Source organism: Microcoleus sp. Pol12B5 (genome assembly GCF_036701335.1).
Lineage (GTDB): Bacteria > Cyanobacteriota > Cyanobacteriia > Cyanobacteriales > Microcoleaceae > Microcoleus.
Genome location: NZ_JAUBQQ010000008.1, coordinates 25,057 through 51,693, shown reverse-complemented (window position 1 = coordinate 51,693; position 26,637 = coordinate 25,057). Strand labels below are relative to the sequence as shown.

The window sequence follows — 26,637 nt, the reverse complement described above, 5'->3', positions numbered from 1 at the left end:
CCGTTTAGAAAACGGGAGATTTTTTACGTCTTTATGAAAAATTCTTAATTTTTCATTGGTTATTGGCCGTTGAAATAGCCTGCGCTGTCAGCTTACCAGAAAGCACGGCACCTTCCATACTCGCAAGATAACGCTGCATTGTATAATCCCCCGTTAGATAGAAATTGCTAATGGGAGTTGTTTGTGTGGGACGGCACTGCTGGCGTCCGGGAGTGGCTTTGTAGACGGAACGAGGGGTTTTGACTACGTGATATTTGAGCAGTTTGGCTGGTTCTGGGATTTGATCGGGAAAGAGTTTTTCTAACTCGACCATTGTGGCTGCGACGATATCTTCGTCAGATTTGCCTATCCAGTCTTTGGCCGGTGCTAAAACCAGTTCCAGCATTGATTTGTCTGGGTTGGCATATTCGCGGCAGGTGTTGCTCATGTCGGCGTAGACGCTCAGCAAGGGCGATCGCGAGAACAGCAAATGGTCGATGTCAGTTAATTTGCGATCGAACCACAAGTGTACATTAATGACGGGTACTCCCTCCAAACCTTCGAGCTGTTTGAAATAATCCATTTCGCCCCAAGGTTTCGGCATCATCAGCTTCAGCGGGTCAACCGGCATCGCGGAAACGTAAATATCGGCCGTCAGAATTTCTGACTCTGCCCCTTTTACTCCCCGAATCTGGAAGCCACGCACCGTGTTGTCATCGTTGAGCAAAAACTCCCCGATAGGTGCATTCAGCCGTACTTCACCGCCGCGCTCAGTTATGTAGTCTACCATCGGCTGACACAACCTTTCTGTGGGGGAACCGTCTAAAAAAGCCATTTTCGAGCCGTTTTTCTCTTGCAAGAAGCGGTTGAGGGCTGTCAGCAGTATGGTTGCGGATATTTCGTGAGGGTCGATGAAGTTGAGCGCCTTGGACATGGCGATGAATACTTCTTTTTCGACTCTGGGGGGGACGTTTTGCTTTTTGAGCCAGTCGGAAAACGAGTATTTGTCCATTGCTTCGACGTATCTTTGGCCCTGAAGCATCGCCGGAATCAAACCTATACCGAAGCGGATTTTTTCGGGCCAGGTGAGCATATCGTTGTTGCTCAGGATGGCTGCGACGCCGTTGAAGGGAGCCGGAAGGTCGGGAAAGTCAAAGCGGGAATAGGTTCCGGGGGTTTCCGGCTGATTGAAAATCATCGAGTGTTCTTTCCATTGCAGCCTGTCTTCAATGTCAAGTTCTTTGAAGAGTTGGAGCATATTCGGGTATGCACCGAAGAAGATGTGGAGGCCGGTTTCATACCAGTCGCCGTCTGCATCTTTCCAGGCGGCGACTTTGCCGCCGAGTACGTCCCGACTTTCTAGGAGGATGGGGGTGTGGCCCGCGTCGGTAAGATATTTAGCGCAGGAAAGTCCTGCTAAGCCTGCTCCGGCGATCGCAACTCGCATTTGATACTACTTGGCCTCTGTGTTCGCTTCGGTTTAATTATACTTTACAACTCGTTACATTTTTTTGGGAAATCTGTAGGGACACGGCTGTGCTTGGAGGTATCGGCTTAGCACGAAAGTCCGCCAGGGACTGAAAGTCCCTGTCTCATAGCGCAAGTCCTCTGAAAGAAGACTAATGAGTTCTTCATTCCTCTTTTATAGGACTTTAGCTTTGAGGCAGGGGTTTCAACCCTTGCCGGACTTGCCGGACTGCGGGTCTGACCTTAATTGCGTTTCTTAGGGCATACGGCACTAGGAAACGCAATTAACAGAAATTTAGCAAGTTTTGCTATCATTAATTATGAGGCGAATTTCAATAAATTAGTTGCATTTATGGTACAAACAATTCAAGCGAGAAATGTCGCACTAAACGATTTGGAAACCCCATTCAAAATTGAATGGGTTGAGGATGACCAATTCTTTCGCGAGTGGCAAGATGATTTACCAGAAATCTCGGAAGCTGAGAAACAGCGGCTGGACACAGTGAAGGCAAGTTACAGGAATTTGCTCAAACATCCGCCACTTGTAGAAAATACAGTCAAAATGGTTGTGCTGTCTCCGTTTTTGGATTTAGCTGATTTCTATCTTGCTCCTTTTCATGTTACTTCAGAAAAGTCTGTAGAAATTATTGACGAAGATGAAGGAATGATTGTCAGAGGACAGTTGGATGTTTGGGCTTTGTTTCAGGAGTTTTGGGTAGTGGTGATCGAGTCCAAGAAGGCTGCGTTTTCTTTGGAGGTCGGGATTCCGCAGTTACTGGCTTATATGTTAGCGAATCTGAGTGCCGATCGACCTACTTACGGATTGTTAATGAATGGCTCTAGTTTTTTATTTGTTAAATTAGTTAAGGGGGAAACACCACAGTATGCTTTTTTACGCTGGTTTTCTATGTTCAATCCGGGGAATGATTTGTACAGCGTACTGAGTATTTTGAAGCGCCTCGGTCAGTTGAATGTTGGCAATATAGTTTAGAAAGCGATCGCACTCTTCTGTGAGGGCGATCGCTCAGAGATGCGGTTGTACTTCGTTTCAATAAAAAAGGAAGAATGAACTAATTAGAAGAGGGAATAGGTGCTGGCGGTAATTTTTTGTTCGGTACAGGCGCGGTAGAGGGAATAGGAACTGGCGGTAAACTTTGGCTAGGTACAGGTAGGGAAGTTGGTTGGGGTTGCGGTTGAGGCACACCGGGAACACGGATATATCTCCAATTACCAGTAAACAATAGGTACATAACACCCGCAAGCACGACGCCGCTAACAACAGCAGCAGTAATTTTCCAAACACTGTAGGGACGTTCGCCTTGAACTTCAGCGGTGCGTGCATTAACCATTACTTGATATCGCTGGTTTTGATAACGATAGGCACACAGCCACACAGGTAGCAAAATATGCTTAAAAGTGATAGCATTGTAATCAGTAGAAATGCTGTGAACCCGCTGCTCGTCGCCACCAATATTCCTGCAAACATCGAAATGAATAGTAGAGGCCATGACATTTTTAGCAGATTCAAATCCTTGAGTGAGAGAAACTTGCGATCGCTGTGCTTCAAACCCAGCTAAATAAGATGAATTGTAAGCGCGCAGCGACTCCTTGAGATGCCAAGGTTCTAACGCATCCAGACGCGGGCGATCGACTGAAGTTGTAGCGGGAATCAGAATATCGTCAAAAAAGCGATCGACTCTGCCAGAAACAGGCCACCACCTGGTATGTTGGACTTCGCGAGTTTTAGTTTCTGTTTCGCCCTGCGCGTTTGTTTCCGTATAAGTCTCAGTCACGTAGTAGTGTTCTCCGCGATCGCCCCTATAGTAACTAACCGTATAAGTGTCGTAAGTCCAAAACGGCAAATAAACCCCTTGAATTTTCTCCTGTTGCGCTAGGGATTTCAAAGCAGAGGGAGCAAACCAGCGATTGCTGAGCCACTTCTGAATGCTTTCTCTGGCCTGTTTATCACTAACTTCAAAGGGTACAATTCCCTCTGGATGCACGGTAGGGCTAGCCTTTGCAGGTTGCGTCACAATTGGAGAAGCACAAAATGGGCATTTACCCGCTACTTTCGGCGGTTCAAAAGTAACACTTGCTCCGCAATCATTGCATTTTACTTCAAAGGCTGTTGTTGATAAAGTTGTCAGCGTTGTTTCGTCGAATTGTAGATATTGTTCGTAAGAATTTTCTTTTACCTCTTCAGCAGTTTGGGGAATTGCATCTTCCCAGCCGCAGTAAGCACACTTGAGCTTTCCTGCTTGGGGGTTGAACTCTAAATAAGCCCCGCAGCTAGGACAGGGAAAACGTTTAACAGCAGGTTCTGAAGTATTCATAATGGTTAATTAATGATGTAATTGGTAATTGGTAATTTGGGAAGCAGATCAATTACCAATTACCAATTAACTAAATATGCAAAATTTTAGGCGGCGGCTGGCGGGGGAGGCGGCGGTACTGTCGCCAACAAAGATGCTAATTCCGGCACTTGCGATGCTAACTTCCAGCCGTCAAAACCCGCACGCCACACCATTACCTGATGTGTTAAACCATTTTGCAAAAGTTGCTCCAATCCAAAAGGGCCTACTTGTTGACCGTTTTGGGCAATATACCACTGAGTTTGTGTTGGCGGGGGAGGTGGCGGCGGAGTTTGCGATCCTGGTGACTGCATCATATTTGTCATTTGCTGACCTAGTGCCATTCCCATGCCAAATTCTAATGCTTGATTGCCGCCGCTAGGGTTATTTGCTGAGGCTTCTATAGCGTTAGCAGCTTGATATTGGGTATATTGCTGCATATTTCCCAGAAGTCCGATTGAGGCTCGTTTGTCGAGTGCTTCTTCAACTTCAGGCGGCATCGAAATATTTTCAATTAATAGCTGAGTTAACTCTAACCCAAACTGCTGGATACTTGGCTCTATGGCAACTCGTACCTGTTCGCCCATGTGGGTGTAGTTAGCTGCAAAGTCTAGCAGGGGAACGCGGGAATTGCCAACCCAATTAGCAAAGGCACTGACTATTGTATTGCGGAGTTGATCGCTGATTTCATTTACTTGAAATAGTCCGTCAGTGCTGATTAGTTGTTTTAAGAGTTGTTCTGGATGGGAAACTTTAATGTTGTATGTGCCAAAAGCCCGCATTCGCACTGGGCCGAGTTCTGGATCGCGGATAATTACAGGGTTAGAGGTTCCCCATCTCAGGTTTGTAAATATTTTGGTGTTAAAAAAGTAGACTTCTGCTTTGAAGGGAGAGTTGAAACCGTAGGGCCAACCTTTTAAGGTACTCAGAATGGGTAAGTTGCGGGTGTACAGTTCGTGCATTCCCGGAGCGAAGACATCGGCCACTTGGCCTTCGCTGACAAAGACGGCTATTTGTCCTGGTCGTACAGTTAGTTTAGCACCTTGTTTAATTTCGTTTTGGTGACGCTCGAATCGATAGGCAATGGTGTCGCTGGTATTGTCTAACCATTCGATGATATCGACAAATTCGCCGCGAATCTTGTCAAAGAGTCCCATAGATTTATTTTGGGTTGTTGTTTGATTTTAGCTTCAAGAGGAGCGATCGATGTTCCCGATCGCCATTGTAAAGTTTTACTGTTTGTTGCAATTCAAGTTTGTACTGAAAAATTCTCATAATCGACTCCCCAATTCACCCATTTAATCGCTTCTCTGGCTGAGTTGATATCGGGCGGGACTCGCAAAGCGTGAATAAATCCGGTGCTGGGACAAGTCATCTTTAACAGATAAATCGGCTCCACGTCAACCTTTGTATCAATTTTTAATAACGTGTATTCTTGCCAAGTATCTAATTCAACGGCTGCTAATTCGCGGGCTATGCGATCGTAACCAATTCCTTGAATTAGCACTCGCCTGATTTCGGCGTTTTCTTCCTCTAAAACCCATTGAGATTGCCATTCATGGGGGTGCAGTTTTCCGTATTTTTCGGGTAAGGTGACGCCGTGATAGGAATAAATGCTGTATCCGTCAGAAAATTGAATTGCGGGCCCTCCTTCGGCGTGGAGGCGGTGTTGGGAGTCGAAAGAGAGGATGCGGGGGCGATCGCACACAATGCAAACTTTTTCATAGGGAAAAATCCAGCCGCATTGCGTTGTAAAAAACAGCAGTGCTTGCCAGTTGATATGATTAGGATTGCATTTTAAGCCGGAAAAACAGAAGTCAAAAATTGTCCAATATCCTGCCATGGCTATAGGGTGGATATAGCTGTGATATTCCTCACCTAAAGAAGAATTGACTGGAGCCAATATTTCGGTTAATTTTTTTGTAAAAAAGTCATAGCTAATATTACTACGTACTTGACTGTAAAGTTGGCAAAATAACGTATATGAAATTTGTTTAAAGATGAGGCCTTCCACAGTATGATTTTTCAGTTGCTTTTTAAATAGCCGACAAAGATTGACTCCTAATTTTTCGGACAGGTGATTAATTGATTGGTCGCCGTCAATAACAAGATTAGCACCTTTATAGGGGCTACGGCAAAAAATAATTTCCGGTTTTTTTTCGTTAATTGCCCGGTAAGCTTCTTTAACTGCCTCTGTCGCTCTTTCGCAATCGAGCGGCTCGGTGGAGTACATTATTTTCTTCCACTTTTCCGCATAAACTAGCATTAAATCTTCTTGTTCGGGAGTAAGTGTTTCAATCATCGTTGTTCTCTAAATTCGATCGACCCCTGCACCCAGCAATTCAGTCATTGCTTTGTAAAATTATAGTTGACAGCTACGACGAGCGCAATTGCATATTTTCCAGTGCGATCACTCCATCATTTTTCAGTAGCTCAACTCCGGCTTCTATCTCCCAATCTTCCAGACGCAAACCCTCAACACCGCTGAAATCGAGGGTATTGTGAGTTACAAGAATTAGGTTGTTGACGAGAGCAATAGAGGCAATCAAAAGGTCATTAGGGCCAATGGGTGTTCCAGATGCAGCTAATTGAGCGCGAATTTGACCGTAAATTAGGGCAGACTGGTCATCAAAAGGCAAACTTACAAACTCATTGAAAAAACGTTCTAGTCTAGCTAGATTGCTATCTTGACGAGAACTTTTAAAAGCACCCCAGTAAAGTTCTGCTTTAACTACAGAGGATATTGCTACATCACCTGACCGCATCATTGCTAGTCGGCGAGATACCGATGAGTTGCGGTCTGGATTTAACAAACGGATGCAAGTATTGGTGTCTAAAAGATAAATCACAGCAATTCTTCCCGGATTTCATATTCCAACTGCTCAGGACGAACAAGCAGTTCTCCCTCCCAGCTTCCTATTACTGTCTCAAAAAAACCGGGCGACCAGCCTAAATCTTCCGGTGTTTTACCCTCAGTTGCTGGTGTTATGCGCTGGAAAACTACAATAACTTCCAAATCTGTATCTGTAATCCCAACGGGGACTTGCAAATGCAACATCCCGTCCGAACCGACGTGCGATCGTACTTTAATAATTTGCATAGCTCTGGCCTCATTAAGTTTGTACTGAAATTCAATCTTGTCAGGAATTACTCATCTATGCCAAAGAAACCGGGTTTTTTACCGAATATGTGGGTGAGCGCGAAAGATATTCGTCAAAAAACCCGGTTTCTGACCACCCGTGCGTCATTCTACCTCTATATTTAGAATTGGTGTATCTGATTAATTTCGCACGCGAACCCGGTTTAATCCAAAACCAATTAATCGCGCTGGAATATTTCGTAAAATTGGTAACTGCAACAAAACTGGCGGTGTAAACGGTCGATTTGTATCTAATGCCCCCTTAATAATTCGCTCCTGTACAAACGACTGAAATGCTTGAATGATGCGTGTGGGCAACTCCCGCTGTCGCTGCACTTCTGCCAAATCCCACAGATGCAAGTGATGGTTTTTCAGGGGGGCGCTGAGTACATTGGCCGCGACGACAGCATCTTGAATAGCATAGTTAATTCCCACACCGCCTACAGGCGACATGACGTGAGCGGCATCCCCAATTAAGAGCAAACCGGGACGATACCAGCGGGGAAGGCGACTTGATTCAACCGACAGAAAAGAAATTTGCGACCAATCTTTTAGTTGCTCGACCCTATCTGCAAATTCTGGTGCTAATTCAGCAACAGATTTTTGCAAAGCTTCTATTCCTGATTCGCGCAATTTCTGATAGCTGCCTTTCAGAATAATGTAACCGAGTTGCCAATAATCCAAGCGGTCAATTATAGCTAATAAATGACCTCCAGCAGCTCGACCTCCCACGCCGAAATCTTGGACATCATGGGGACTGCGCGGCAAACGAAACCACAGGACATCCATCGGCGGGGAAGTTTTAATCGGTTCAAAACCTGCTAATTGGCGAAGGCGGGAAAAGCGACCGTCTGCACCGACAGTGAGGGTCGAGCGCACTTCATGCCATCCCCCGCGTCCCCGGTATCGAATTCCGCACACAACCCCATTTTCTACAATCGTTTCTTGGACATTAGCTCCCATTACTAGCTGAAAACTGGGGTAGCGCTGCGCTTCGGCAGTGATGAATTCGAGAAACTTGACTTGGGGCAGGATAGTGATGTAAGGATACTTGGTTTTGAGACAGGACAAATCTACGAGTGTGGCGGTATTTCCAGCCGCTTGGATAGTGAGTTTGTGCATTTTTGTATGGGGCAATTCCAGCAATTGTGCTGCTAAACCCAATTGCTCCATAATTTCCATCACAGACGGATGCAGCGTATCGCCGCGAAATTCGCGATCGAAATCTTTGTGTACTTCTAGCAGGATGACTGGAATGTTTTGCCGCGCTAAAAGTAATGCTAAAACAGCACCAGCAGGCCCACCTCCCACAATGCAGCAGCTTGTCTGTTGCACGTCAACCATCGAGTGTTCTTGAGAGGATTCTGAATTTTGAACAGAGTTGACAGTCATATTTTTATGTTCCTGTTTGCTCAACAATCCTGCTAGCTGCTTTTAGTTTAGCAAAAGGCAGTAGTTAATCAATTCTCAACTTTTTTTTGCTCTCTAAAGATGGACATACACGGCTTTCCCAAATTGACACTCCTACTCCTAAAGGCGATCGTACATCCACCAGCGGATCGATCGTACCCAGCCAACCCCAGCAACCTGAACCGCAGGTGAGGCAATCCCCCTGCAGCCCCCGCTGCTCGACGCGGTACAATAAGTGCAATCATACTTAACGCTTATATTGAAAAGGCTACACACAACGCCACAGGAGACAACTGACGCATGGGTAAAGTAGTTGGCATTGACCTCGGAACAACAAACTCAGTAGTAGCCGTCATGGAAGGCGGCAAACCGGTTGTGATTGCCAATGCAGAAGGGATGCGGACAACTCCCTCGGTAGTCGCTTTCACAAAGGAAGGAGAACGCCTGGTGGGACAGATGGCCAGACGCCAGACTGTTCTCAACCCGCAAAACACCTTTTACGGTGTCAAGCGGTACATCGGACGCAAATATACCGAACTGACTCCAGAATCAAAGCGCGTCCCTTACACAACTCGCCGCGACGAAAACGGGAACATCAAAGTCAAGTGTCCCCGCCTGAAAAAAGATTTTGCCCCAGAGGAAATTTCGGCGATGGTTTTGCGGAAACTGGCCGATGAAGCCAGCCGCTATCTGGGACAAGAGGTGACGGGGGCTGTAATTACTGTTCCCGCTTATTTCAACGACTCCCAGCGACAGGCGACGCGGGATGCGGGACGAATTGCGGGACTTGATGTCAAACGGATTTTAAATGAGCCGACGGCTGCTTCTTTGGCTTACGGTTTGGAGAGGCGAGAAAGTCAAACTATTTTAGTGTTTGATTTGGGCGGCGGTACTTTTGATGTGTCGATTTTAGACGTGGGAGACGGAGTATTTGAAGTTAAAGCAACTAGCGGCGACACTCAATTAGGTGGCAATGATTTTGACTCTAAAATTGTTGACTGGTTGGCAGAACAATTCTTAGAAAAAGAAGGAATTGATTTGCGACGCAACCGGCAAGCTTTGCAGCGCTTGATCGAAGCGGCAGAAAAAGCCAAGATTGAGCTGTCGGGAGTCGGTGTTACGGAGATTAATTTGCCTTTTATCGATGCGAATGAAGATGGGCCTTTGCATTTGGAAACGCGACTAACTCGCGGTCAATTTGAGGGGCTGTGCACAGATTTGGTGCAGCGGCTGCGGCGTCCGGTGAAACAAGCTTTGGCTGATGCAAGTTTGAGTCCTTCTCGCATTGATGAAGTTGTGCTAGTCGGCGGATCGACTCGCATTCCTTTGGTGCAGGAAGTTGTTCGCAACTTGATTGATAAAGAGCCGAATCAAAATGTGAATCCCGATGAAGTTGTGGCGGTGGGTGCGGCCATTCAAGCGGGTATTTTGGGTGGCGATGTCCGCGATGTGCTGCTGTTGGACGTGACGCCGCTGTCACTGGGTTTGGAAACTATCGGCGGGGTGATGAAAAAATTGATTCCTCGGAATACTACTATTCCCGTCAGGCGATCGGACATTTTTTCCACTGCTGAAAACAACCAAACTGTGGTAGAAATTCACGTAATCCAAGGCGAACGGGAATTAGGCCGAGATAATAAGTCTTTGGGACGGTTTAAACTGACGGGAATTCCGCCGGCACCGCGAGGGATTCCGCAGGTGCAAGTAGCTTTTGATATTGATGCTAACGGGATGCTGTTGGTGACTGCTTTGGACAAAACTACCGGCAGGGAACAAAGCATTACTGTGCAAGGTGCTTCGACGCTGAGTCAGCAGGAAGTGAATCAAATGATTCGCGATGCGGAACAGTTTGCTCAAGCTGATAAGTTGCAGCGGGAAAGGGTGGAAAAACGCAATCGCGCTGAAGCTTTAGCTTATCAAGCGGAGCGGCAGTTGCGAGAAGTTGCGCTCGATCGCGGAATGCAGTTTGCTCAAAGAAGCCGCCAGCGAATTGAAACTTTAATTCGGGAATTGCGAGATAGTTTGGAACGCAATGATGAGCGGGGAGTTGACCAAGTTGGTTCGGATTTGCAAGATGCTCTTTACGATTTGAGCAGGGAAGTTTCAGCTTTTGCTGATGATGACGATGATGACGATTTCTTTGAGTCTGTGAAGCGGACTTTTACGGGCGACGGTACCAAGCGGCGCAGCGATGACAGCAGCTATTATCAAAATGCTAAACCGTACAGGCGATCGACTGTCGATCCAATTCCCGATCGCCCCTACGATCGTATGGGGGATCGCATGGGCGATCGTATGAACGATCGTATGGGCGATCGTATGGGCGATCGTATGAACGATCGTAGAAGCAGTGCTAATCGCCCCACTCGCCCTTATCAGAATCAAAGCGACGATTGGGATGATGACGACGATTGGTTGTAATTAGTGGTTAGTCATTAGTCCCTAGTCATTAGTCCCTAGTTTGAAGCAGGGAAGCAGCATGACTAATGACTAATGACTAATAATTAATAACTAATGACTAATAACTAATGACTAATGACTAACTATGCAGAATTTTCGCAATTACTATCTAATTTTGGGAGTGCCCAAAGATGCCACGGCTGATGAGATAAAAAAAGCCTATCGACGGCTAGCAAGACAGTTGCACCCTGACGTAAATCCAGGTGATAAATCTGCTGAAGATAGGTTTAAGGATATTAATGAAGCTTATGATATTCTTTCCGACCTCGACAAGCGCGCTCAATACGATCAGTTTAGTAAATTCTGGAAACAAAAAGGATTTCAAGGAAAGCAAGGGGTGCGACTTCCCAATTTCAAAACTTGGGGAAACGGTAAAGCTACCCGCAAAAAGCCGGCCGAAGATGTCGATTTTAGCGATTACTCTGATTTTAATAAATTTCTAGATCAAGTGCTTGGAAGGCGTCGGGAAGTGAGGATGGCGACCGCGAATGATGCACCGCGATCAGCCTCCTATGAACCGTGGAGTACGGCTTCTAAGAGAACGAGTTATGTAGCTAATTCTAGAGAAGATAGAAGGGATGTGGACGATCGCGAAATGCGACGAGAAACAGACGATCGTGAAATGCGACAGGAGATAGTCGATCGCGAAATCAGAAGGGATATAGTCGATCGTGAAGCCAGAAGGGATGCGGAAGATCGCGAAATGCGACGGGAAGCAGTCGATCGCGAAATGCGACGGGAAATTAGGGAAACAGTCGATCGCGAACCCAGAAGAGACATTGAGGCCAGGCTAACTCTGCCTTTGGAAAGGGCTTATTCGGGTGGTACTGAGCGAATTCGTCTGGAAGATGGGCGAGCGATCGAGGTGACTCTGCCTCCTGCTATGGTATCAGGCCAGCGGATTCGCTTGCGAAATCAAGGTATGGGCGGCGGAGATTTATATTTGAAAATCACAGTTTCTCCCCATCCCTTTTTTCGCTTGGAAATGTCAGATGTTTGCTGCGAATTGCCACTGACTCCCAGCGAAGCGGTGTTAGGCGGAGATATTGAAGTACCGACCCTGGACGGCTTGGTAAAGATGAAATTGCCACCGGGAGTAACCTCTGGAAAGCGGTTGCGGCTGGCTAACAAGGGCTATCCGACGGGAAATGGCGATCGGGGCGATCAATTGGTAGAAATTCAGGTGTTAATTCCCAAAGAAATTAGTGAGGAGGAACGGGAATTATACGAAAAGTTGCGGCAGGTTGAGTCTTTTAAACCGCGTCAGGATTTATCGGTTTAATGTAGAGTAAGCAAGGCGCAACTTTAATTTTGTAGTGCCGCAATAATGCGCGCCTTACTACTAATTGTGTACGAAAAATTAGGAGATGCTTGGCTAAATTTTACTGACATATCAGATTTAGCCACTTGCCTCTAAATAGATAATAACAAATCCGTTGGTATCGGAATTATTCATCTCTCTCTTCTCTTCCTCCGCACCCTCTGCGGCCTCTGCGGTTTAATAACTCCGAAACAAGCGTAAACGATAGGATTTGTCGCCAGAATAGCCGTTAGCGCAGCCATCGAAGAGGATCGCACTTTCAGCAATCCTGGAGCGCATAAGTAAAACTAATGTTGTGATTATTCCTGAACTAGCAGAGAATTAACAATAAGGTAATTTTCCCACAATCAGGAGCAGTCTGCCGCGATGACTCAAATGCCCCCTCAATGCAACAATCTGCAAGAGCAAGTTGACTCCTTACTGCAACTGCTCCGTCAGGAATCGTCTTTGCGACAACAAGATATCACGGCAGTACAAGCTTCTCTGAAAAAGGCAATTTCTCCTGAGTTTGAAATTGTGTTTGCTGGCGCTTTCAGTGCGGGAAAATCGATGCTGATTAATGCTTTGCTGGAGCGGGAATTGCTCTACAGTGCTGAAGGACACGCGACAGGTACGGAATGTTATATCGCCTTTGCTGAGCCGGAAAAAGAGCGCGTGGTTCTCACTTTTTTGAGCGAGTTTGAGATTAGCCAGCAAGCTTCTGTGCTTTGTCATCAGTTAGGTTTAGCTACTGAAGTTAATATTAATCAAACAGATGTAGTGTCGCTGTTGTCTCAGGGATGTAATATAATTATTGAAAGGGAAGGCGGCGAAAATAAATCGGAATTAGCCAAAAAAGCTAAGGCTTTGATGCTGCTGTTAGAAGGTTTTGAGGCAAATCGCGATCGCATTCAAACTCTCGAAAACGCTACCTACTCGATGGAACAGTTTAACTTTTCCAATCTCAAGGAAGCTGCTAGTTATGCGCGTCGAGGTAGTAACAGCGCTGTACTCAAGCGAGTTGAATATTACTGTTATCATCCGCTGCTGCAAGACGGCAATATTATTATCGATACGCCGGGAATTGATGCGCCGGTGCAGCGGGATGCAGAATTGACTTATGATAAGATTGAAAGCCCCGATACTTCGGCGGTTGTCTGCGTTTTGAAAGCGGCTTCGTCTGGGGAAATGACGACGGAAGAAACCGAGTTGATGGAAAAAACACGGGGAAATCCGGGAATTCGCGATCGACTGTTTTACATTTTTAACCGCATTGACGAAACTTGGTACAACACGCAACTGCGACAGCGCTTAGAAAATCTGATTAATTCCGACTTTCGCGATACTGCGAGAGTTTACAAAACTAGCGGATTGTTGGGATTTTACGGAAGTTTGATTCGAGGGACAACAGGGCGCGATCGCTTTGGTTTAAATACAATCTTTGCCACCAGTCAAGGGCGAGTTTCTGGAGATGATAAATTAGATTCAGAGTTGCTCGGTAATAGTGAAGAGACTCCGCAATTTGTTAGTGAATTTAATCGCTACTGTGCGAATTCCGGTAAGCTATCTCCCAGCAAATTTCGCATTTCAGTTAACAGCTACGAAACACCCAATGAAAACTACGCGCGGATTCTTGCCGAGCAAGGACAACCATTAATTACTCAATTAATTCAAGATAGCGGTATCGAAGATTTTCGCACAGCCATCACCCGTTACCTCACTGAAGAAAAACGCCCGCAACTGTTCAAAAATTTAGCTGACGACTTAGAAGACTTGTGCATTCAACTGCGGAAACATTACCAAACAATTCAGCGGAACTTGGACAGCCAGCCCCGCGAAATTGAAGCCATGAAAGCACAGGAACTTTTGCGGCTAAATCAAGAGTTGCAGCAAGTCGGGCAGGATTTCCGGGAACATATCGCCGAAGAAGTCAATGAAATGATTATGAACAGATGCGATATTTTCGATATAGACTTTCGGCAATTGCAATCTCGGATGATCCGCCGCTTAGATGAATTGTTAGACGGATTTTCTGTTGAGGCGGCTTACGGACGCACTTTGCGGAATCATCCCCGCAATGCCACAGCACCTTTAATTGCTGTTTTAGTTGAAGCGCTTTATTATTTAGCGAATCAGTTGGAAGATATTTTAGTAGAGGCTACTAAGTCACTGGTTGATAATTATTTCCAGTATTTGAAAGATAGCGTTCGTAAGTCGGAATACTATCGATTACTTTATCGGTTGTTGGGGAACGACGGGGGAATTGAACAGCAGTTAGAGGAGTTATCAAAGCGGGTTTCTGATGCTTTGGTAAATGCGGCGGGCGTTGAGTGCGATCGCTACGTGCGAGAAAGTCCGCGTTTTTACGACGAAGGCACATTTTCAATTTATCAATTCCGGGAAACATTGCAGCAAACTTCTCAAGGTTTCGACTGCGAAAACATGGTGGACGCCCAACCGGCAATTCGACAATTATTGCGGCTAGATTTCGAGCCGAAAGTATCTAGAACTATTCGGCAAACTTTCCGCCAAACTGTCAATCAAACTCTGAAAGAGCATTTGTTGCCGCTGGCCCAAAAGCAAGCTGATGATATTTTGCAGAAATACAGTCAAGCCCGCGATTATTTAGAGCAAACTTTGGCACAGGAAGCGGAGGAAAAGATTGCTGGGAATCTGCGGCGGCAAGCTGAGAATGAGCAAAAGATTCAAGAGTACGATCGGGCGGTTTCTGGGATTAATAGTTGTTTGCAGGCGATGAAGCTGCACGAGCATTTGTTGCCTGTAATTGGGCAAAATGATAGTGGTTCTGTGGATGGTGAATGATTGGAATGGGAATGGGCGTAATTGGAAATCCGGCGATTGGAAATCGCGGCTACACAGACAAAACCCGCCTGCGCGGGTTGAAAACATTCTTAGTCCGCGCAGGCGGACATTGTTTGTGTAGACGCGAATTCTATTCGCCCGGTATCTTTATTGTGTTTATTGTGCTATAATAGCCAACAAAGAGCGACTTTAATCCTATGAACATTCGCCAAAAACTTTTAACACTAATCGAACAACTTCCAGAGGATAAGTTAGCAACACTTCTGAACCTAGCCCTCTTCTTGAAAAGTGGAAAAGAACCTATTCAGCCGATGCTTGTATCCCAAGCTTATCAAGATTGGCTGAGTGCGGAAAATGACATTTATGACGAAATATTTGCCGATGAACTTACGACGCGGTGATGTAGTGTTGGCTCAAGTGCCAATGCCATCTACTCAGCTAACACAGTTTAAACTGCGTCCGGCTGTGATAATTTCGGCAGATAATCTCAACCAAATTCTTGACGATGTGATGCTTGTACCTTGTACTTCTAAGACAACTCGCCCTTTGACTACCACTCAATATTTGATAACAGGAGATGAAATTGTATTAGCTGGTATTAGAGTTGAGTCTGTAGTTAGGTGCGAGTCCATTTTTACCCTCAACAAGTCAATGATTGCCCGGAAACTGGGTTCCCTTTCAAATGAGGCTATAAACCACGTTAATCGCGGTTTGATTGTAGCTTTGGAATTAGAAATAGTAGATTAAATAGGACTAACACGAGGCGCGCAAGAATATGGAAGATAAATTTGATTTTCACAACTGCGGTAATGAGGATGCTTTATCTTTCGGTAACGCAATGCTTAAAGTAGAAAAACTCAAGGAAACAGTAAATCGAGCTTGGCCTGAATATGTGTTAGGAGAGAGACTTAGTGAGACGTTAAGGCAACAGAATCTAAATATTGATATAGGTTTAACTACTAACCAACTACGTACTGCTTATGAGAACTGGTTTGGTGAAGGTATAGATTGTGAAATTCTCAGAGTGGGTGCTCAGGGCTGGAAGAAAGGAAAGATTAAAATCAAACTCAATGTCACTATAGAGTTTTGCCCCGACGAACCAGACGTTGAAGAAACACCAGAAAACAACGAATCAGAAACTAGCAAACCAGAATCTCCCCTTGACGATTTGCGTCGCCAACTGCTCAATCAACAAAACTCACCCAGCTAATCCATCAAACATCCGCGTTAATTCGCGTTCATCTGCGGTTAAAAATCATCATGTCTAAAACCCCCAGAATCCCGATTCCCCCAGAAGTCAGAAAATATGTATTTACTCGCAATAAATACCAATGCCAAAGCTGCGGCCAAACCAAACTAGAAACCCAACTGACGATCGATCATATCATCCCCCTAGCGCGCGGCGGCAGCAACGACATCAGCAACTTGCAAACCCTCTGCGGCACCTGCAACCAAAAGAAAACCGACAAACTAGACCCGCGCTTCAGGCGACACTTTGACCTTTGATATTTAACAGTATAATAAAATCAGCAATTTAAGCTTGAAATTGCTAACCTCTGTTCGATCGCACTTTTAATCCCTAGCTTGGATAACTGCAATGCTGACAAATTGCACCATTGTCAAGAACAGGCAAGATGCCTGCCTGTTCCACAAGAAAATTTATCTCTTATGGAACAGGCATCTTGCCTGTTCCTAAGCAAATAATTGAGAATGGTGGAACATCTCAGTTACATCCGTTACATCCGCTACAAAATCCGCTGCCGAACTTCCTACCATCGATAATAGCGATAAGGATCATCCCCCTTCTCAAAATCCGTTCTGTAATCCCAGTGATAAAACTCCTGACTCGAACCGTTAAACACAGATCCATCTGCCTTAAAACTCGCCCCTAAATTAGCCAAAATCTGAGCATTTGCCCTGGTTTGCCGCCAGCGAGTAAAACGCAAATAAGTCTTAGTATCAGCATTCAAACTGTCCGGTTCAATCTGAGAAAAAATCGCCACACCCTTGCCAACTTTTACCCGACTTAACAAACCGTCAGCACCGATTTCTCCCCCAGACTTAATCAACCAAGTATCATAAAAAGAGCGCGATCGCAAATCTGAAGCACTAACCCCCTTCACCTCATCCCAACTCGGAACCGCCAGCGAACCCCCGAAATCCTGCGCTTGCTGCAAACCCACGCCCAAACCCGCAGCAGGCACTTGACGCGGCAAGAAAAACGCCTTCCCGCCAGCATTCAAATAACCGCGCAAATCTGCATCTTTCAGATTCGCCTCTCTCCCCACAATCACCAAACCAACATCATTAGAAAGCGAACTAGCGCGCTGATAAATTACCCCCAAACTGTCCAACTTTTGGGCATCTTCATCTCCCCCAATTAAAACCACTTTATCCGGCTTCCCAAGTACCGGAGAATTCATCCCGTAACTCACAATTTGTTGCACTAACTGCGCCGCCCCAGCATCTACAGAATAATGATCTTCCAAATCCAACTCGTTTAAAATCAGCCGCCCTTTTCCGTAATCCAATTCCATCAGCGGCGAATAAGCTAAGTCAAACTCAGATTCCAAAATGGGGCGCCAACCGCTGCGGTGCGGTTTCTCAATAGAAGCGCTACTGACACCGCCGCGATTTCCCCAACGCCAGCCGTACCAGGGTTTATTTGCCGGACTCAAATTATGGCCAGTTTGGATCGTATCTGGATAAGCTTCAAGCAGCGTGCTTTCCCCCGCCCAATCCCGCAAATCTTCACTGTCTAAACCGCTAATTGCGGGATGGTTGCTGTCAACTGGATAAGCGCGACGGCTGACATGGCGGGCCACCCGGAAACCCGTATTTTCCAGCCATTCCCTGCGTTGAGGAAACACAATTGCTTTGCCGCCGTTTTGCACAAAATTTTCTACACTTCCCGGCAAATTTTCCCCGCTAGAAAATGCTTCCCTACCGATAATTAATAGCGAGGAAACTTGCGAACCATTCCACGGTACAAGCTGATAACCTAACTGTTTTAACATGGCCGATGTTTTGCCGACTGGATCGAAGATTGTCAGCGTATCCTTACTTTTGGATTGTTTGGGAAAAACTCGGAAAGCAAATGTATCAGAATGCGATCGATCGCCCACCCGTGCAGTCAAGCGAATTTCGCCGTCAGCCTTGCTAGAAATGGTATTTGGCAAATTTACCTCTATTGGGAAAAACAGTGTTCCTGCCTGCTCAATCCTCCCTTTTTGCTCGCCTTTTTTTACTTCTTTGCCCCCCACCAAAACTCGCCAATTAAACGAAAATTCTTGCGACGCCCGCGTATCGTTAATTAACACTACTTGCTTTGCCAGTTTTCCGCCCACAAACAAATTGTGATCTTTCGCAGTAAAAACCGGGCTAGCACCAGCAATCCAAGCCAAAGTCGAGCTATTATTCTTCATAATTGCCTCGCCCCCAGGATGAACAGTGTAAGCTTCGGGCTGCAAATAATTCAAAAGATTATTCGACACTTGCTTCAAATAAACTCCCCTGCCACCCGGTTGAAATGCCCCAATATCTACCTTTTTTCGGCCTGCTTCGGACACTTCCCAACCATGTCCGTCATTCCAAGGAATCATCCCCCCAGACATTCCAAAAGTCCGCCAACTCCGCCAAGTATTTGTACTGAATAACTGCTGCAACTTTTGAAAAGCGGGTGCAAAATCCAACTCTTTTTGAAAATGCCAGCTTTGATACTCCTGACCCTTGACAAATTGCTCGCGAATTTTAGATTTATAAGCGGATGTTTCCAACTCGTAAGCCTGCTTACCAAAATAAATTGCCGCAAACTCCGTCATCCAAGGTTCGCTGAGAATCGCCAGACCAAAACCTTTGCGGGCCCGCATCATCGTTGCGTGCAGAGGAGTCCCAAACTCGACTGCCATGTAGGGTCTTTCCCCGGTTTTGCTCCACTCAGAAATCCACTCTTCTCGTTCTTGCAAGGGAATCAGATTTAAATAAGAATTCAGCGCATAAACATCACCGAAGTTGGCGCCTTGGTGTACCATCACAGGTCTGGTTTGGTCAGCCGATTTTATCGAAGCTATAGCGTCATTTCCTAGCGGAGTGTTGACCCGCAAACGCTGGTTGTCCGAGGGACTGAGAGTTCCTTCTACTTTGCTTTTGCCGATGCGACGGGGATTTAGGTCGTCAGCGTTGCCGAAAAAATTAGGACTTGTCGCCCACATTAATATTGATGGATGATTGCGGTAGCGGCGCATTTCTGTCACCATTCGGTCTTTCCAGCGGTTTTTCCACAGGGGGTTCTTCCATTTGCCGTTCCAAGCGATAGGACTAATGTCTAAAGCGGGAGCCATAATGGGAAAACCTTTGAGGTCTGCTCTTTCGGAAAATAACTCTCGGAAGTGCCATCTACCCCGTTCGTCGTGATTCCAAGGCCACATTTCTGTTATGTTAAAACCTGCTTTGACGTAGCCATCAATTAGGCTATCAGCCACTTCTAATGTCCCGCCTTGCCAAGTATCCGAGTGCAAGATTGGTCGCAGCCGCAATTCGGTTCCGTTTAAGAAAAATTTGCGCCCTTCTATCCAAAATTCGCGGAAGCCAAAAGGTTGGTAGTATTGCGTGTCAATACCGCTGTTTTTTACTTCTAATTGCAGGGTGTAAAGGTTTGGTTGCCCGACATCCCAAAGGCGGGGATTTGGCCAATTCCACTGAACTTGGATGGTCTGAATTGGTTTAGCTTGAACCTTGGCAGTTGCGGTGAATTTTTGTTGTACTTTGCCTTTTTCGTCGAGCATTTCCGCGATTAATTTAACTTGACCGCTTTGGGCAACGTCTTTGAGTTCTACCTCTAATTTAACTTGCTTTTTTCGGGTGGAAGTTTGGACGAATACGTCGCTAATCAGCGGGCCGGGGGGAAGGCTCAGCAGTCGTACCTCGCCGATAATTCCCCGCGATTGCAACTTGGATTTTTCTGTGTAGATTTCTGTGGGACCCATGATGACGGCTTTTTCCTTTTCATCGGATACTGCCACCACTAAAATAGATAGGGTGTTTTGACCTGGTTTTGCTACTTTGGTAATTTCAATAGTGCCGTAGGGCCAGGAGATTTCACCGCAGTTAATGCCGTTGACAAAGATGACTGCATCGGTGCTGACTCTGGCTAAGTCGAGAAAAATTCGGCGGTTTGTCCAGTCGCCGGGAATGTCTATATTTTTCTGATACCAAGCTTTTGATAGTTGTTTACTGTTGAAGTTTTCCCAATCTTTGCCGCTGCCGCGAGTGATGATTCCGGGTACGGATTCGTGGTTTTCTTTTTGCCAGTCTCCCGGCACCGAGACGGAACCCCAATTTGGGGATACGGGGGGGGTTTGGGGGTTGCCAACTGCGGGGACAAATTGCCAAGTTCCGTTAAGATAGATTTGGGATCGTTTGTTGTCGATCGCCCCGACGGCCAGGGTGGTAAGATTGGGGAAGCCGATCGACATCGCTGAGCTGCTGGCGAAGTTGGGATTTTGAAGCGCGTAACCGACGAATCCAAAGAGGGTGGCGGCTGCGAAAAATAACCCGATAATTTTTGCCAGCTTGTGATTCACTCGCTTATTGCTCCCAGAAATTAGATAATCTAATTTGTCTCTTGATCTATGATAGCAGTTGCTTCAGCAGCAACCCCGCAGCCAATCTGTCTCTGGGAAGATGGCACAGAGCCGACAAATGTGGTTTTGTATAGAAAAAATAAATACTTAGTTTTAACTAAGTTTTAACAAGGTTGTTTCATCGACATCAGCAATAGTGCGATCGCGCCATCGCTACAGGTCAATAAAAATGAGTCGGTTTCAGGTCTTGACCTCACCCATTACATCTTACAAAATTGCTACATTGAGTGCCGGCACCGCTTTACTGCTGACAACTCTGTTACTGTTTTCATCCCAGACAGCTCCTGTAATCTTACTTTTTGCCACTGCAATGGTTAGCGCTTGGTATGCTGGCTTAAAGTCCGTAGAACAAGAACAAGAAATAGAACGTCAGATTATTTCCAAAGTCATTGAGACGACGGCTTGCTTGATTGTAGTTCTCGACAGCCAAGGCCGGATTGTCCGGTTTAACCAAGCTTGCGAAAAAAGTACAGGCTACTCGACAGCAGAAGTAATCAATAAATATGTTTGGGATTTGTTTTTAATCCCCGAAGAAATAGAGCCGGTTAAAACCGTTTTTGCCAACCTCAAAGCCGAACATTTTCATAGCGAATATCAAAACTATTGGCGTAGTAAAAACGGTAATAAGCGCTTAATTTCTTGGTCAAATACTGTGACGACAGATGGCGAGGGTTTGGTAGAATATGTGATAGGAACGGGGATCGATATTACTGACCGCAAAGAAGCAGAAAGAGCCCTGGCTTTATCCTACACTAAGCTAGAAAGTCGTGTTAAAGAACGCACAGCAGAACTAACAGTAGCTAAAGAAGCACTGCAAGCTCAAGAAGAACGATTTCGCTGTTTAAGTTCCTGTTCGCCTGTCGGCATTTTTATGGCAGATTTTGAGGGGCGCTACACCTATGCAAACCCTCGCTGTCAGGCTATTTGCGGCTTAAGTTTAACAGAACTTTTAGGAGACGGTTGGGAGAATTGCATTCACCCGGAAGACAGCGATCGCGTATTGGCCCGATGGCTGAATTATACTCGGAAAGGTGGGGATTATGCGATCGAGTATCGCGTGCAAACACCACAGGGGATTGTGCGCTGGATTAACGTTTGTTCCTCGCCGATGTTCTCCGACTCCGGCGAACTCATTGGATACGTGGGTACGGTGAGAGATGTCACCGAAAGACAACAAGCGCAAGCAGCTTTGGCAAGCAGCGAACAGCAACTCAGAACGCTGCTAGAAAATACGCCAGATGTAATTATCCGCACTGACAAAGATTTGCGTTATATTTACGTCAATAACGCAGTTGAAAGAAGCCAAGGAAAACCAATTTTATTCTTTTTGGGTAAAACCAGTCAAGAAATAGGAATGCCGCCGGAACTGTGCCAAATGTGGGATGAAACCCTGCACAAAGTGTTAGAAACAGGTCGAGAAGAAATTGTCGAGTTTCAAGCTTTCTCAATCAACGGCCTCCGGAATTATCAATCCCGCGTAGTTCCCGAATTTGACAAAAATGGCGTAGCAGAATCAGCCTTAATTGTCGCCCGCGATATCACAGAAATAAAACTTGCGGAAACTCAAAGATTGCAGTTAACAATCGAGCAAACAGCAAGGGAAAAAGCGGAAATAGAACAGCAGCGCTCGGCATTTTTAGCAGAAGTCAGCAAAATGCTGGCTGATGCGTTTGACGGGGAAACGGTGCTGCAAAAGGTAGCAGAATTAGCCATAAATTCGATCGCTGATGGGTGCTGCATTCATTTGACCGAAAGCGACTCAAATGTGCGTCTAGTCGCTGTGGCTCACGCAGAACTCTCTATGGTTGAGACTATTAATAACTTCAGCATCCGAAGTTTGAGCGCCGAAAATGCTGTTAACGGCTATCCGCTGGTAATCAGCAGCGGAAAATCCGAACTAATTGCCGAAGTGGATGAGGAGATTTTAGCAGCAGGAGCCGAAAATGCAGCAGAATTGGAAATATTGCAATCGCTCAATATCGGATCTCACGCTTGCGTACCGCTGAGGGCTCGCGGGCGGGTAATGGGTTCCATCACTTGCTTTACGCAGAAGTTGGGCCGTCGCTACAGTGCAGAAGACATGGCAATGCTAGAAGACCTAGCATACCGCGTGGCGATCGCCCTCGACAACGCCAGACTTTACACTGAAGCGCAACAAGCACTATCTCAAACATCGCAATCCTTTGCCGTAATTGACGCGCTGTTAGAAGCATCTCCCCTAGCGATTTGCTTTATGGATCGCGAAATGCGCTTCATCCGTATCAATCAAGTATTAGCAGAACTCAACGGTTTGCCGATAGAACAGCATCTCGGCCAAGACTTCCGCCAATTGTTGCCCGAACATGCAGCCAAATTTGCGCCGATAATTCAGCAAGTTTTAGAAACCGGCCAGCCTGTTTTAAACTTAGAAATGAGTGGCGAACCTCATGGGAAACCGGGATATTTTGGTTACTGGCTAGCCAACTACTACCCAGTGAAAAATGAAAGAGAAGAAATAATCGGAGCCGGCCTAATTATCACAGATATTACCGCAGAAAAACAAACAGAATTAGCTTTGCGGGAAAGCGAAATGCGCTTCCGCAGCGTGGTAGAATCTAACATGATCGGCATCGGTTTCTGGGATGCCAACGGCGAAGTTACTGACGCTAACGACGCCTTGCTGGAAATGATCGGATATACGAGGGAAGACTTGTTTTCGGGACAGATCCGCTGGCTCGAACTCACGGCGCCGGAATATCTAGAACTCGATCGCATCGCTCTCGCGCAAGTCGAAGCATCAGGAAGTTGCGCGCCTTTTGAAAAAGAATATCTCCGCAAAGACGGCACGCGCTTCCCCGTTTTAGTCGGCGGCGGAAACTTCCAAGGATGCACAGAAAAAGGAGCATTCTTCGTACTCGATATCACCGATCGCAAACAAGCTCAAAACCAACTTCGAGAAAACGAAATACGCATTCGCCGCCAACTAGCAGAACTCGACTTAGTTTACAAAACCACACCAGTCGGGCTGTGCTTTGTCGATACCAATTTGCGCTACATCCGCATCAACGAATGCCTCGCTGCGATCGACGGCAAATCGATGGCAGACTACATCGGGCATACCGTGAGAGAAGTAATTCCCGAAATGGCCGATATGGTAGAGCCGATTTATCGCCAAGTCCTGGCGACGCAAACCCCCGTGATCGACTTGGAAGTTAAGGCCGAAACCAAGCAACAGCCAGGAGTTTTGCGCGATTGGCAAATCAGCTTTTACCCCGTGAGCGATGAATCAGGAACACTGCTGGGAGTCAGCACTGTGGTAGCCGAAATCACTGATCGCAAACAAGCAAAACGGGTAATGCAGCAAAGCGAAGCCATATTCCGGCGGCTGTTCGAGTCAAATATTTTCGGAGTTGCGATCGGCGATTTTAGCGGCCGCATCGCCTACGCCAACCAATCCCTGCTCAACATGGTCGGCTACACCCGCTCAGAGATGCTCTCCGGTAAAATGCGGTGGGACAGGATGACCCCCCCCGAATACCTGCACCTCGACGCCTTGGCGGCCGGGGAACTGCGGGATCACGGAGTCGCAACTCCTTTCAAGAAAGAGTACATCCGCAAAGATGGCAGCCGCGTGCCGATTCTGATGGGCGGGACGACTCTGAACGCGGACGATCGCGAACCAGAGACGATCGTCGCATTCTACATCGACTTGACCGAGATCTCGCGCGTCGAAGCAGAACTCAAACACAATCAAGAACGGCTGCAAATCGCTCAGCAAGCAGGCAAAATTGGAACTTTTGAATTGAACATCCAAACCTGCGAGGTCGCCTGTACGCCGGAGTTAGAGGCTTTGTACGGGCTGCCTGCCGGCAGTTTAGACAGCTATCAAAGTTGGGTCCAAATGGTGCATCCAGACGATCGCGCTGTTACCGAAAAGCAGGTAAAAGCTGCGGTGGCTTCCGGGGAGGAATTAAACATAGAGTTCCGCATTTGCCGCCCGGACAAAAGCGTCGGCTGGATTGCTTGCAGGGCTAAGGTGTTTCAGGACGATCGGGGTTTGCCTTGGCGGATGATCGGGGTGAACGTTGATATCAGCGATCGCAAAGAAGCAGAAGCTGCGCGATCGCACATCCATCAAACTTTAGAAGCCTTGATTCAGGCTTGTCCCCTAGCAATTACCGTTTTGGACTGCGACGACGGCACTGTGAAAATGTGGAACCCAGCCGCCGAGAGGATTTTTGGCTGGCATGAATCAGAAGCGGTAGGTCAATTGGTGCCCAGCGTTCCCGTAGACAAGCGGGAGGAATTCACTGCTAATTTGAAAAAAATTCGCCAAGGAAACGCGATCGCCGGGATGGAAACCCATCGCCAAAGGAAAGACGGCAGCTTGATCGACATCAGTTTGTGGGCAACTCCAGTCCGCGACAGCAACGGCAATATCAACTGTATGTCGATCGTCGCCGACATCAGCGATCGCAAGCAAGTCGAGGCCCAACGCGCTCAGTTGCTCGATCGCGAACAAGCCGCGCGGGCGGAAGCAGAAGCGATCAGCCGCCGGAAAGACGAGTTTCTAGACTCTCTTTCCCACGAATTGCGAACGCCTATAAATGTGATTCAGGGGTGGGCACAGATCCTGCGCGCCCATCCCTACAACGAAGATAAATTAGCTTCGGGTTTGGAAGCCATTGAGCGTCAGTCGAAGGTGCAGATTCAGCTAGTGGAAGATTTGCTCGACGTTTCCCGGATTATTCAAGGTAAGCTGGTCCTGAAACCCGGCTGGTTCTACATGGTAAGGACGATCGAGGCGGCTCATAATTCAGTTCGTTCGGCAGCCGAGGCCAAGTCTGTCACCGTTTCGTTAGAACTTGACCCCGCAGTCGGCTTGATGTGGGGCGACGCCCAGAGGTTGCAGCAGGTAGTGTGGAATTTGCTGACTAACGCCGTGAAGTTTACGCCTTCGGGGGGAACTGTGGAACTGCGCTTATCTGCGGTGGCTGTTAGCGGTTCCTCATCACCCAATTACGTGCAAATTACTGTCAGCGATACCGGAAAGGGCATTTCTGCTGAGTTTCTGCCCTACGTGTTCGATCGCTTCCGACAAGCAGACGCCTCGAAAACTAAGGCTGAGAGCGGTTTGGGACTGGGATTGGCCATCGTCGAGCACTTGGTGCAACTCCACGAGGGTACTGTGACTGCGGAAAGTCCCGGTAAAGACCAGGGCGCGACATTTACGGTGACACTACCTCTCAAACAGCATCGGAGTAAGCAGCCGCAGTTGAGAGGAGAAACTAAATCCAATTCAAGGCCTCCGGGTATTTTGGCTGGTTTAAAGGTGTTGGTAGTTGACGACGAACCCGACAACCGCGAGTTTTTGATGGTTGCCCTCCAACAGTGCGGGGCGACTGCGACTGCGGTGGCAACGGCTGCGGAGGCGATCGACATTTTGCAGCAGTCGCCACCGGATATTTTAGTCAGCGATATCGGTATGCCCGTTGAGGACGGCTACTGGCTGATCCGTCAAGTGCGATCGTCCGAATCCGACAAAATCAAGTGCTTGCCGGCCGTGGCGCTGACAGCTTATGCTAGCGAAGAAGACCGCGAGCGGGCGATCGCCTCTGGTTACAACGAACACTTAACAAAGCCGATCGAACCCGTTCTCTTCGCCACCCTTTTAGCCAAGTTAATAAATGGGCATTAGGGCGATCGGGCTCGGACGATCGCACGAATAATATCATTTCCGTTTGATTCGGATTTGTATGATGTTAAATGTTGTAATGGCTGGTTGACCAATAATAATTGCCCATAATCTACAATCTCATAAACCCGCCCCCGCTGGCTTTTCATTAACGAAATGATTGCCGATAAACACAAAGCAATTAGAAAATTTATCACAATTTTTGCAAGTAAAAATGAATTAAATTCCCAACAGCTAGAAACAGAACAGACAGAAGCAAATTTTTCCATCCACGTCCAATCTTCGCTGGTAGTTGCCTATCTTGAAACGGGCGGAAAATTTTACATTTTTTAGGGCGAGCCAATTGGAGGAAAAGGCACGCTCCAGCAGTTAAAATACGATTATCAGCGCAA

At 46.8% G+C, this 26,637-nt stretch carries 20 protein-coding genes; 10 read left to right on the top strand and 10 right to left on the bottom strand.

What is annotated here, in order from left to right; all coding sequences use genetic code 11:
• Nucleotides 1-52: 52 nt before the first annotated feature.
• Complete coding sequence (gene pds / locus QUA24_RS06795) at nt 53-1,426, bottom strand: 15-cis-phytoene desaturase (RefSeq protein WP_333228288.1); 1,374 nt, start codon at nt 1,424-1,426, stop codon at nt 53-55.
• A gap of 372 nt (nt 1,427-1,798) precedes the next feature.
• Between pds and QUA24_RS06790 the strand changes: the two genes are divergently transcribed.
• A complete protein-coding gene (locus QUA24_RS06790) occupies nt 1,799-2,437 on the top strand; it encodes a restriction endonuclease subunit R (RefSeq protein ID WP_333228286.1) in 639 nt (212 codons plus the stop codon).
• Nucleotides 2,438-2,516: 79 nt separating this feature from the next.
• On the opposite strand, the gene QUA24_RS06785 is transcribed toward QUA24_RS06790, so the two are convergent.
• The 7 genes from QUA24_RS06785 to QUA24_RS06755 all read right to left on the bottom strand — a co-directional run bounded on the left by QUA24_RS06785 (nt 2,517) and on the right by QUA24_RS06755 (nt 8,587).
• On the bottom strand, nt 2,517-3,779 hold the full coding sequence (locus QUA24_RS06785) for a hypothetical protein (protein ID WP_333228284.1): 1,263 nt from the start codon (nt 3,777-3,779) through the stop codon (nt 2,517-2,519).
• Between the two features lie 86 nt (nt 3,780-3,865).
• The gene (locus QUA24_RS06780; protein WP_333228282.1) at nt 3,866-4,954 is read right to left on the bottom strand and encodes an SPFH domain-containing protein; all 1,089 of its coding nucleotides are present in this window, start codon (nt 4,952-4,954) and stop codon (nt 3,866-3,868) included.
• A 92-nt stretch (nt 4,955-5,046) separates the two neighbouring features.
• Complete coding sequence (locus tag QUA24_RS06775; protein WP_333228280.1) at nt 5,047-6,099, bottom strand: DUF6745 domain-containing protein; 1,053 nt, start codon at nt 6,097-6,099, stop codon at nt 5,047-5,049.
• Between the two features lie 73 nt (nt 6,100-6,172).
• Nucleotides 6,173-6,646: a type II toxin-antitoxin system VapC family toxin gene (locus QUA24_RS06770; protein ID WP_333228278.1), complete on the bottom strand. Its 474-nt coding sequence runs from the start codon at nt 6,644-6,646 to the stop codon at nt 6,173-6,175.
• Entirely contained in the window at nt 6,643-6,897 is a 255-nt protein-coding gene (locus QUA24_RS06765) for a hypothetical protein (protein ID WP_333228276.1), read from the bottom strand. The genes QUA24_RS06770 and QUA24_RS06765 overlap by 4 nt, the downstream gene beginning before the upstream one ends.
• A 180-nt stretch (nt 6,898-7,077) precedes the next feature.
• The gene (locus tag QUA24_RS06760; RefSeq protein ID WP_333228274.1) at nt 7,078-8,328 is read right to left on the bottom strand and encodes an FAD-dependent oxidoreductase; all 1,251 of its coding nucleotides are present in this window, start codon (nt 8,326-8,328) and stop codon (nt 7,078-7,080) included.
• A 64-nt stretch (nt 8,329-8,392) separates the two neighbouring features.
• Nucleotides 8,393-8,587, bottom strand: a complete 195-nt coding sequence (locus tag QUA24_RS06755; RefSeq protein ID WP_333228272.1) for a hypothetical protein — start codon at nt 8,585-8,587, stop codon at nt 8,393-8,395.
• Between the two features lie 59 nt (nt 8,588-8,646).
• Between QUA24_RS06755 and dnaK the strand changes: the two genes are divergently transcribed.
• From dnaK to QUA24_RS06720, 7 genes are all read left to right on the top strand, one after another.
• Entirely contained in the window at nt 8,647-10,767 is a 2,121-nt protein-coding gene (dnaK, locus tag QUA24_RS06750; protein ID WP_333228270.1) for a molecular chaperone DnaK, read from the top strand.
• A 124-nt stretch (nt 10,768-10,891) separates the two neighbouring features.
• Complete coding sequence (locus QUA24_RS06745) at nt 10,892-12,088, top strand: DnaJ C-terminal domain-containing protein (protein ID WP_333228268.1); 1,197 nt, start codon at nt 10,892-10,894, stop codon at nt 12,086-12,088.
• 414 nt (nt 12,089-12,502) lie between these two features.
• The gene (locus QUA24_RS06740) at nt 12,503-14,929 is read left to right on the top strand and encodes a dynamin-like GTPase family protein (RefSeq protein ID WP_333228266.1); all 2,427 of its coding nucleotides are present in this window, start codon (nt 12,503-12,505) and stop codon (nt 14,927-14,929) included.
• Between the two features lie 197 nt (nt 14,930-15,126).
• On the top strand, nt 15,127-15,330 hold the full coding sequence (locus tag QUA24_RS06735) for a hypothetical protein (RefSeq protein ID WP_333228264.1): 204 nt from the start codon (nt 15,127-15,129) through the stop codon (nt 15,328-15,330).
• Complete coding sequence (locus QUA24_RS06730) at nt 15,311-15,676, top strand: type II toxin-antitoxin system PemK/MazF family toxin (RefSeq protein ID WP_333228262.1); 366 nt, start codon at nt 15,311-15,313, stop codon at nt 15,674-15,676. Before QUA24_RS06735 ends, QUA24_RS06730 begins: the two co-directional genes overlap by 20 nt.
• Before the next feature lie 28 nt (nt 15,677-15,704).
• The gene (locus tag QUA24_RS06725; protein ID WP_333228260.1) at nt 15,705-16,139 is read left to right on the top strand and encodes a KGK domain-containing protein; all 435 of its coding nucleotides are present in this window, start codon (nt 15,705-15,707) and stop codon (nt 16,137-16,139) included.
• A gap of 50 nt (nt 16,140-16,189) precedes the next feature.
• On the top strand, nt 16,190-16,435 hold the full coding sequence (locus QUA24_RS06720; RefSeq protein ID WP_015179287.1) for an HNH endonuclease: 246 nt from the start codon (nt 16,190-16,192) through the stop codon (nt 16,433-16,435).
• A 263-nt stretch (nt 16,436-16,698) separates the two neighbouring features.
• On the opposite strand, the gene QUA24_RS06715 is transcribed toward QUA24_RS06720, so the two are convergent.
• The gene (locus QUA24_RS06715) at nt 16,699-20,511 is read right to left on the bottom strand and encodes a glycoside hydrolase family 2 TIM barrel-domain containing protein (protein ID WP_333228258.1); all 3,813 of its coding nucleotides are present in this window, start codon (nt 20,509-20,511) and stop codon (nt 16,699-16,701) included.
• 229 nt (nt 20,512-20,740) lie between these two features.
• Between QUA24_RS06715 and QUA24_RS06710 the strand changes: the two genes are divergently transcribed.
• Nucleotides 20,741-26,248, top strand: coding sequence for a PAS domain S-box protein (locus QUA24_RS06710; RefSeq protein ID WP_333228256.1), 5,508 nt, complete (start codon nt 20,741-20,743; stop codon nt 26,246-26,248).
• Here the strand turns inward: QUA24_RS06710 and QUA24_RS06705 are convergent.
• Nucleotides 26,245-26,394 carry a hypothetical protein gene (locus tag QUA24_RS06705; RefSeq protein WP_333228254.1) on the bottom strand — a complete coding sequence of 50 codons (150 nt, stop codon included), beginning with the start codon at nt 26,392-26,394 and terminating at the stop codon, nt 26,245-26,247. The genes QUA24_RS06710 and QUA24_RS06705 overlap by 4 nt on opposite strands.
• Nucleotides 26,395-26,401: 7 nt before the next feature.
• Here QUA24_RS06705 and QUA24_RS06700 point away from each other — a divergent pair, with 7 nt between their 5' ends.
• Nucleotides 26,402-26,578 carry a hypothetical protein gene (locus QUA24_RS06700; protein WP_333228252.1) on the top strand — a complete coding sequence of 59 codons (177 nt, stop codon included), beginning with the start codon at nt 26,402-26,404 and terminating at the stop codon, nt 26,576-26,578.
• Nucleotides 26,579-26,637 lie beyond the last annotated feature (59 nt).

What these genes read in the sequence shown, in the direction of transcription:
- pds (WP_333228288.1), bottom strand. Translation starts at nt 1,426, where the DNA reads ATGCGAGTTGCGATCGCCGGAGCAGGCTTAGCAGGACTTTCCTGCGCT.
- QUA24_RS06740 (WP_333228266.1), top strand. Translation starts at nt 12,503, where the DNA reads ATGCCCCCTCAATGCAACAATCTGCAAGAGCAAGTTGACTCCTTACTG.
- QUA24_RS06780 (WP_333228282.1), bottom strand. Translation starts at nt 4,954, where the DNA reads ATGGGACTCTTTGACAAGATTCGCGGCGAATTTGTCGATATCATCGAA.
- QUA24_RS06705 (WP_333228254.1), bottom strand. Translation starts at nt 26,394, where the DNA reads ATGAAAAGCCAGCGGGGGCGGGTTTATGAGATTGTAGATTATGGGCAA.
- QUA24_RS06785 (WP_333228284.1), bottom strand. Translation starts at nt 3,779, where the DNA reads ATGAATACTTCAGAACCTGCTGTTAAACGTTTTCCCTGTCCTAGCTGC.
- dnaK (WP_333228270.1), top strand. Translation starts at nt 8,647, where the DNA reads ATGGGTAAAGTAGTTGGCATTGACCTCGGAACAACAAACTCAGTAGTA.
- QUA24_RS06735 (WP_333228264.1), top strand. Translation starts at nt 15,127, where the DNA reads ATGAACATTCGCCAAAAACTTTTAACACTAATCGAACAACTTCCAGAG.
- QUA24_RS06710 (WP_333228256.1), top strand. Translation starts at nt 20,741, where the DNA reads ATGAGTCGGTTTCAGGTCTTGACCTCACCCATTACATCTTACAAAATT.
- QUA24_RS06760 (WP_333228274.1), bottom strand. Translation starts at nt 8,328, where the DNA reads ATGACTGTCAACTCTGTTCAAAATTCAGAATCCTCTCAAGAACACTCG.
- QUA24_RS06790 (WP_333228286.1), top strand. Translation starts at nt 1,799, where the DNA reads ATGGTACAAACAATTCAAGCGAGAAATGTCGCACTAAACGATTTGGAA.
- QUA24_RS06765 (WP_333228276.1), bottom strand. Translation starts at nt 6,897, where the DNA reads ATGCAAATTATTAAAGTACGATCGCACGTCGGTTCGGACGGGATGTTG.
- QUA24_RS06700 (WP_333228252.1), top strand. Translation starts at nt 26,402, where the DNA reads ATGATTGCCGATAAACACAAAGCAATTAGAAAATTTATCACAATTTTT.
- QUA24_RS06720 (WP_015179287.1), top strand. Translation starts at nt 16,190, where the DNA reads ATGTCTAAAACCCCCAGAATCCCGATTCCCCCAGAAGTCAGAAAATAT.
- QUA24_RS06745 (WP_333228268.1), top strand. Translation starts at nt 10,892, where the DNA reads ATGCAGAATTTTCGCAATTACTATCTAATTTTGGGAGTGCCCAAAGAT.
- QUA24_RS06730 (WP_333228262.1), top strand. Translation starts at nt 15,311, where the DNA reads ATGAACTTACGACGCGGTGATGTAGTGTTGGCTCAAGTGCCAATGCCA.
- QUA24_RS06775 (WP_333228280.1), bottom strand. Translation starts at nt 6,099, where the DNA reads ATGATTGAAACACTTACTCCCGAACAAGAAGATTTAATGCTAGTTTAT.
- QUA24_RS06725 (WP_333228260.1), top strand. Translation starts at nt 15,705, where the DNA reads ATGGAAGATAAATTTGATTTTCACAACTGCGGTAATGAGGATGCTTTA.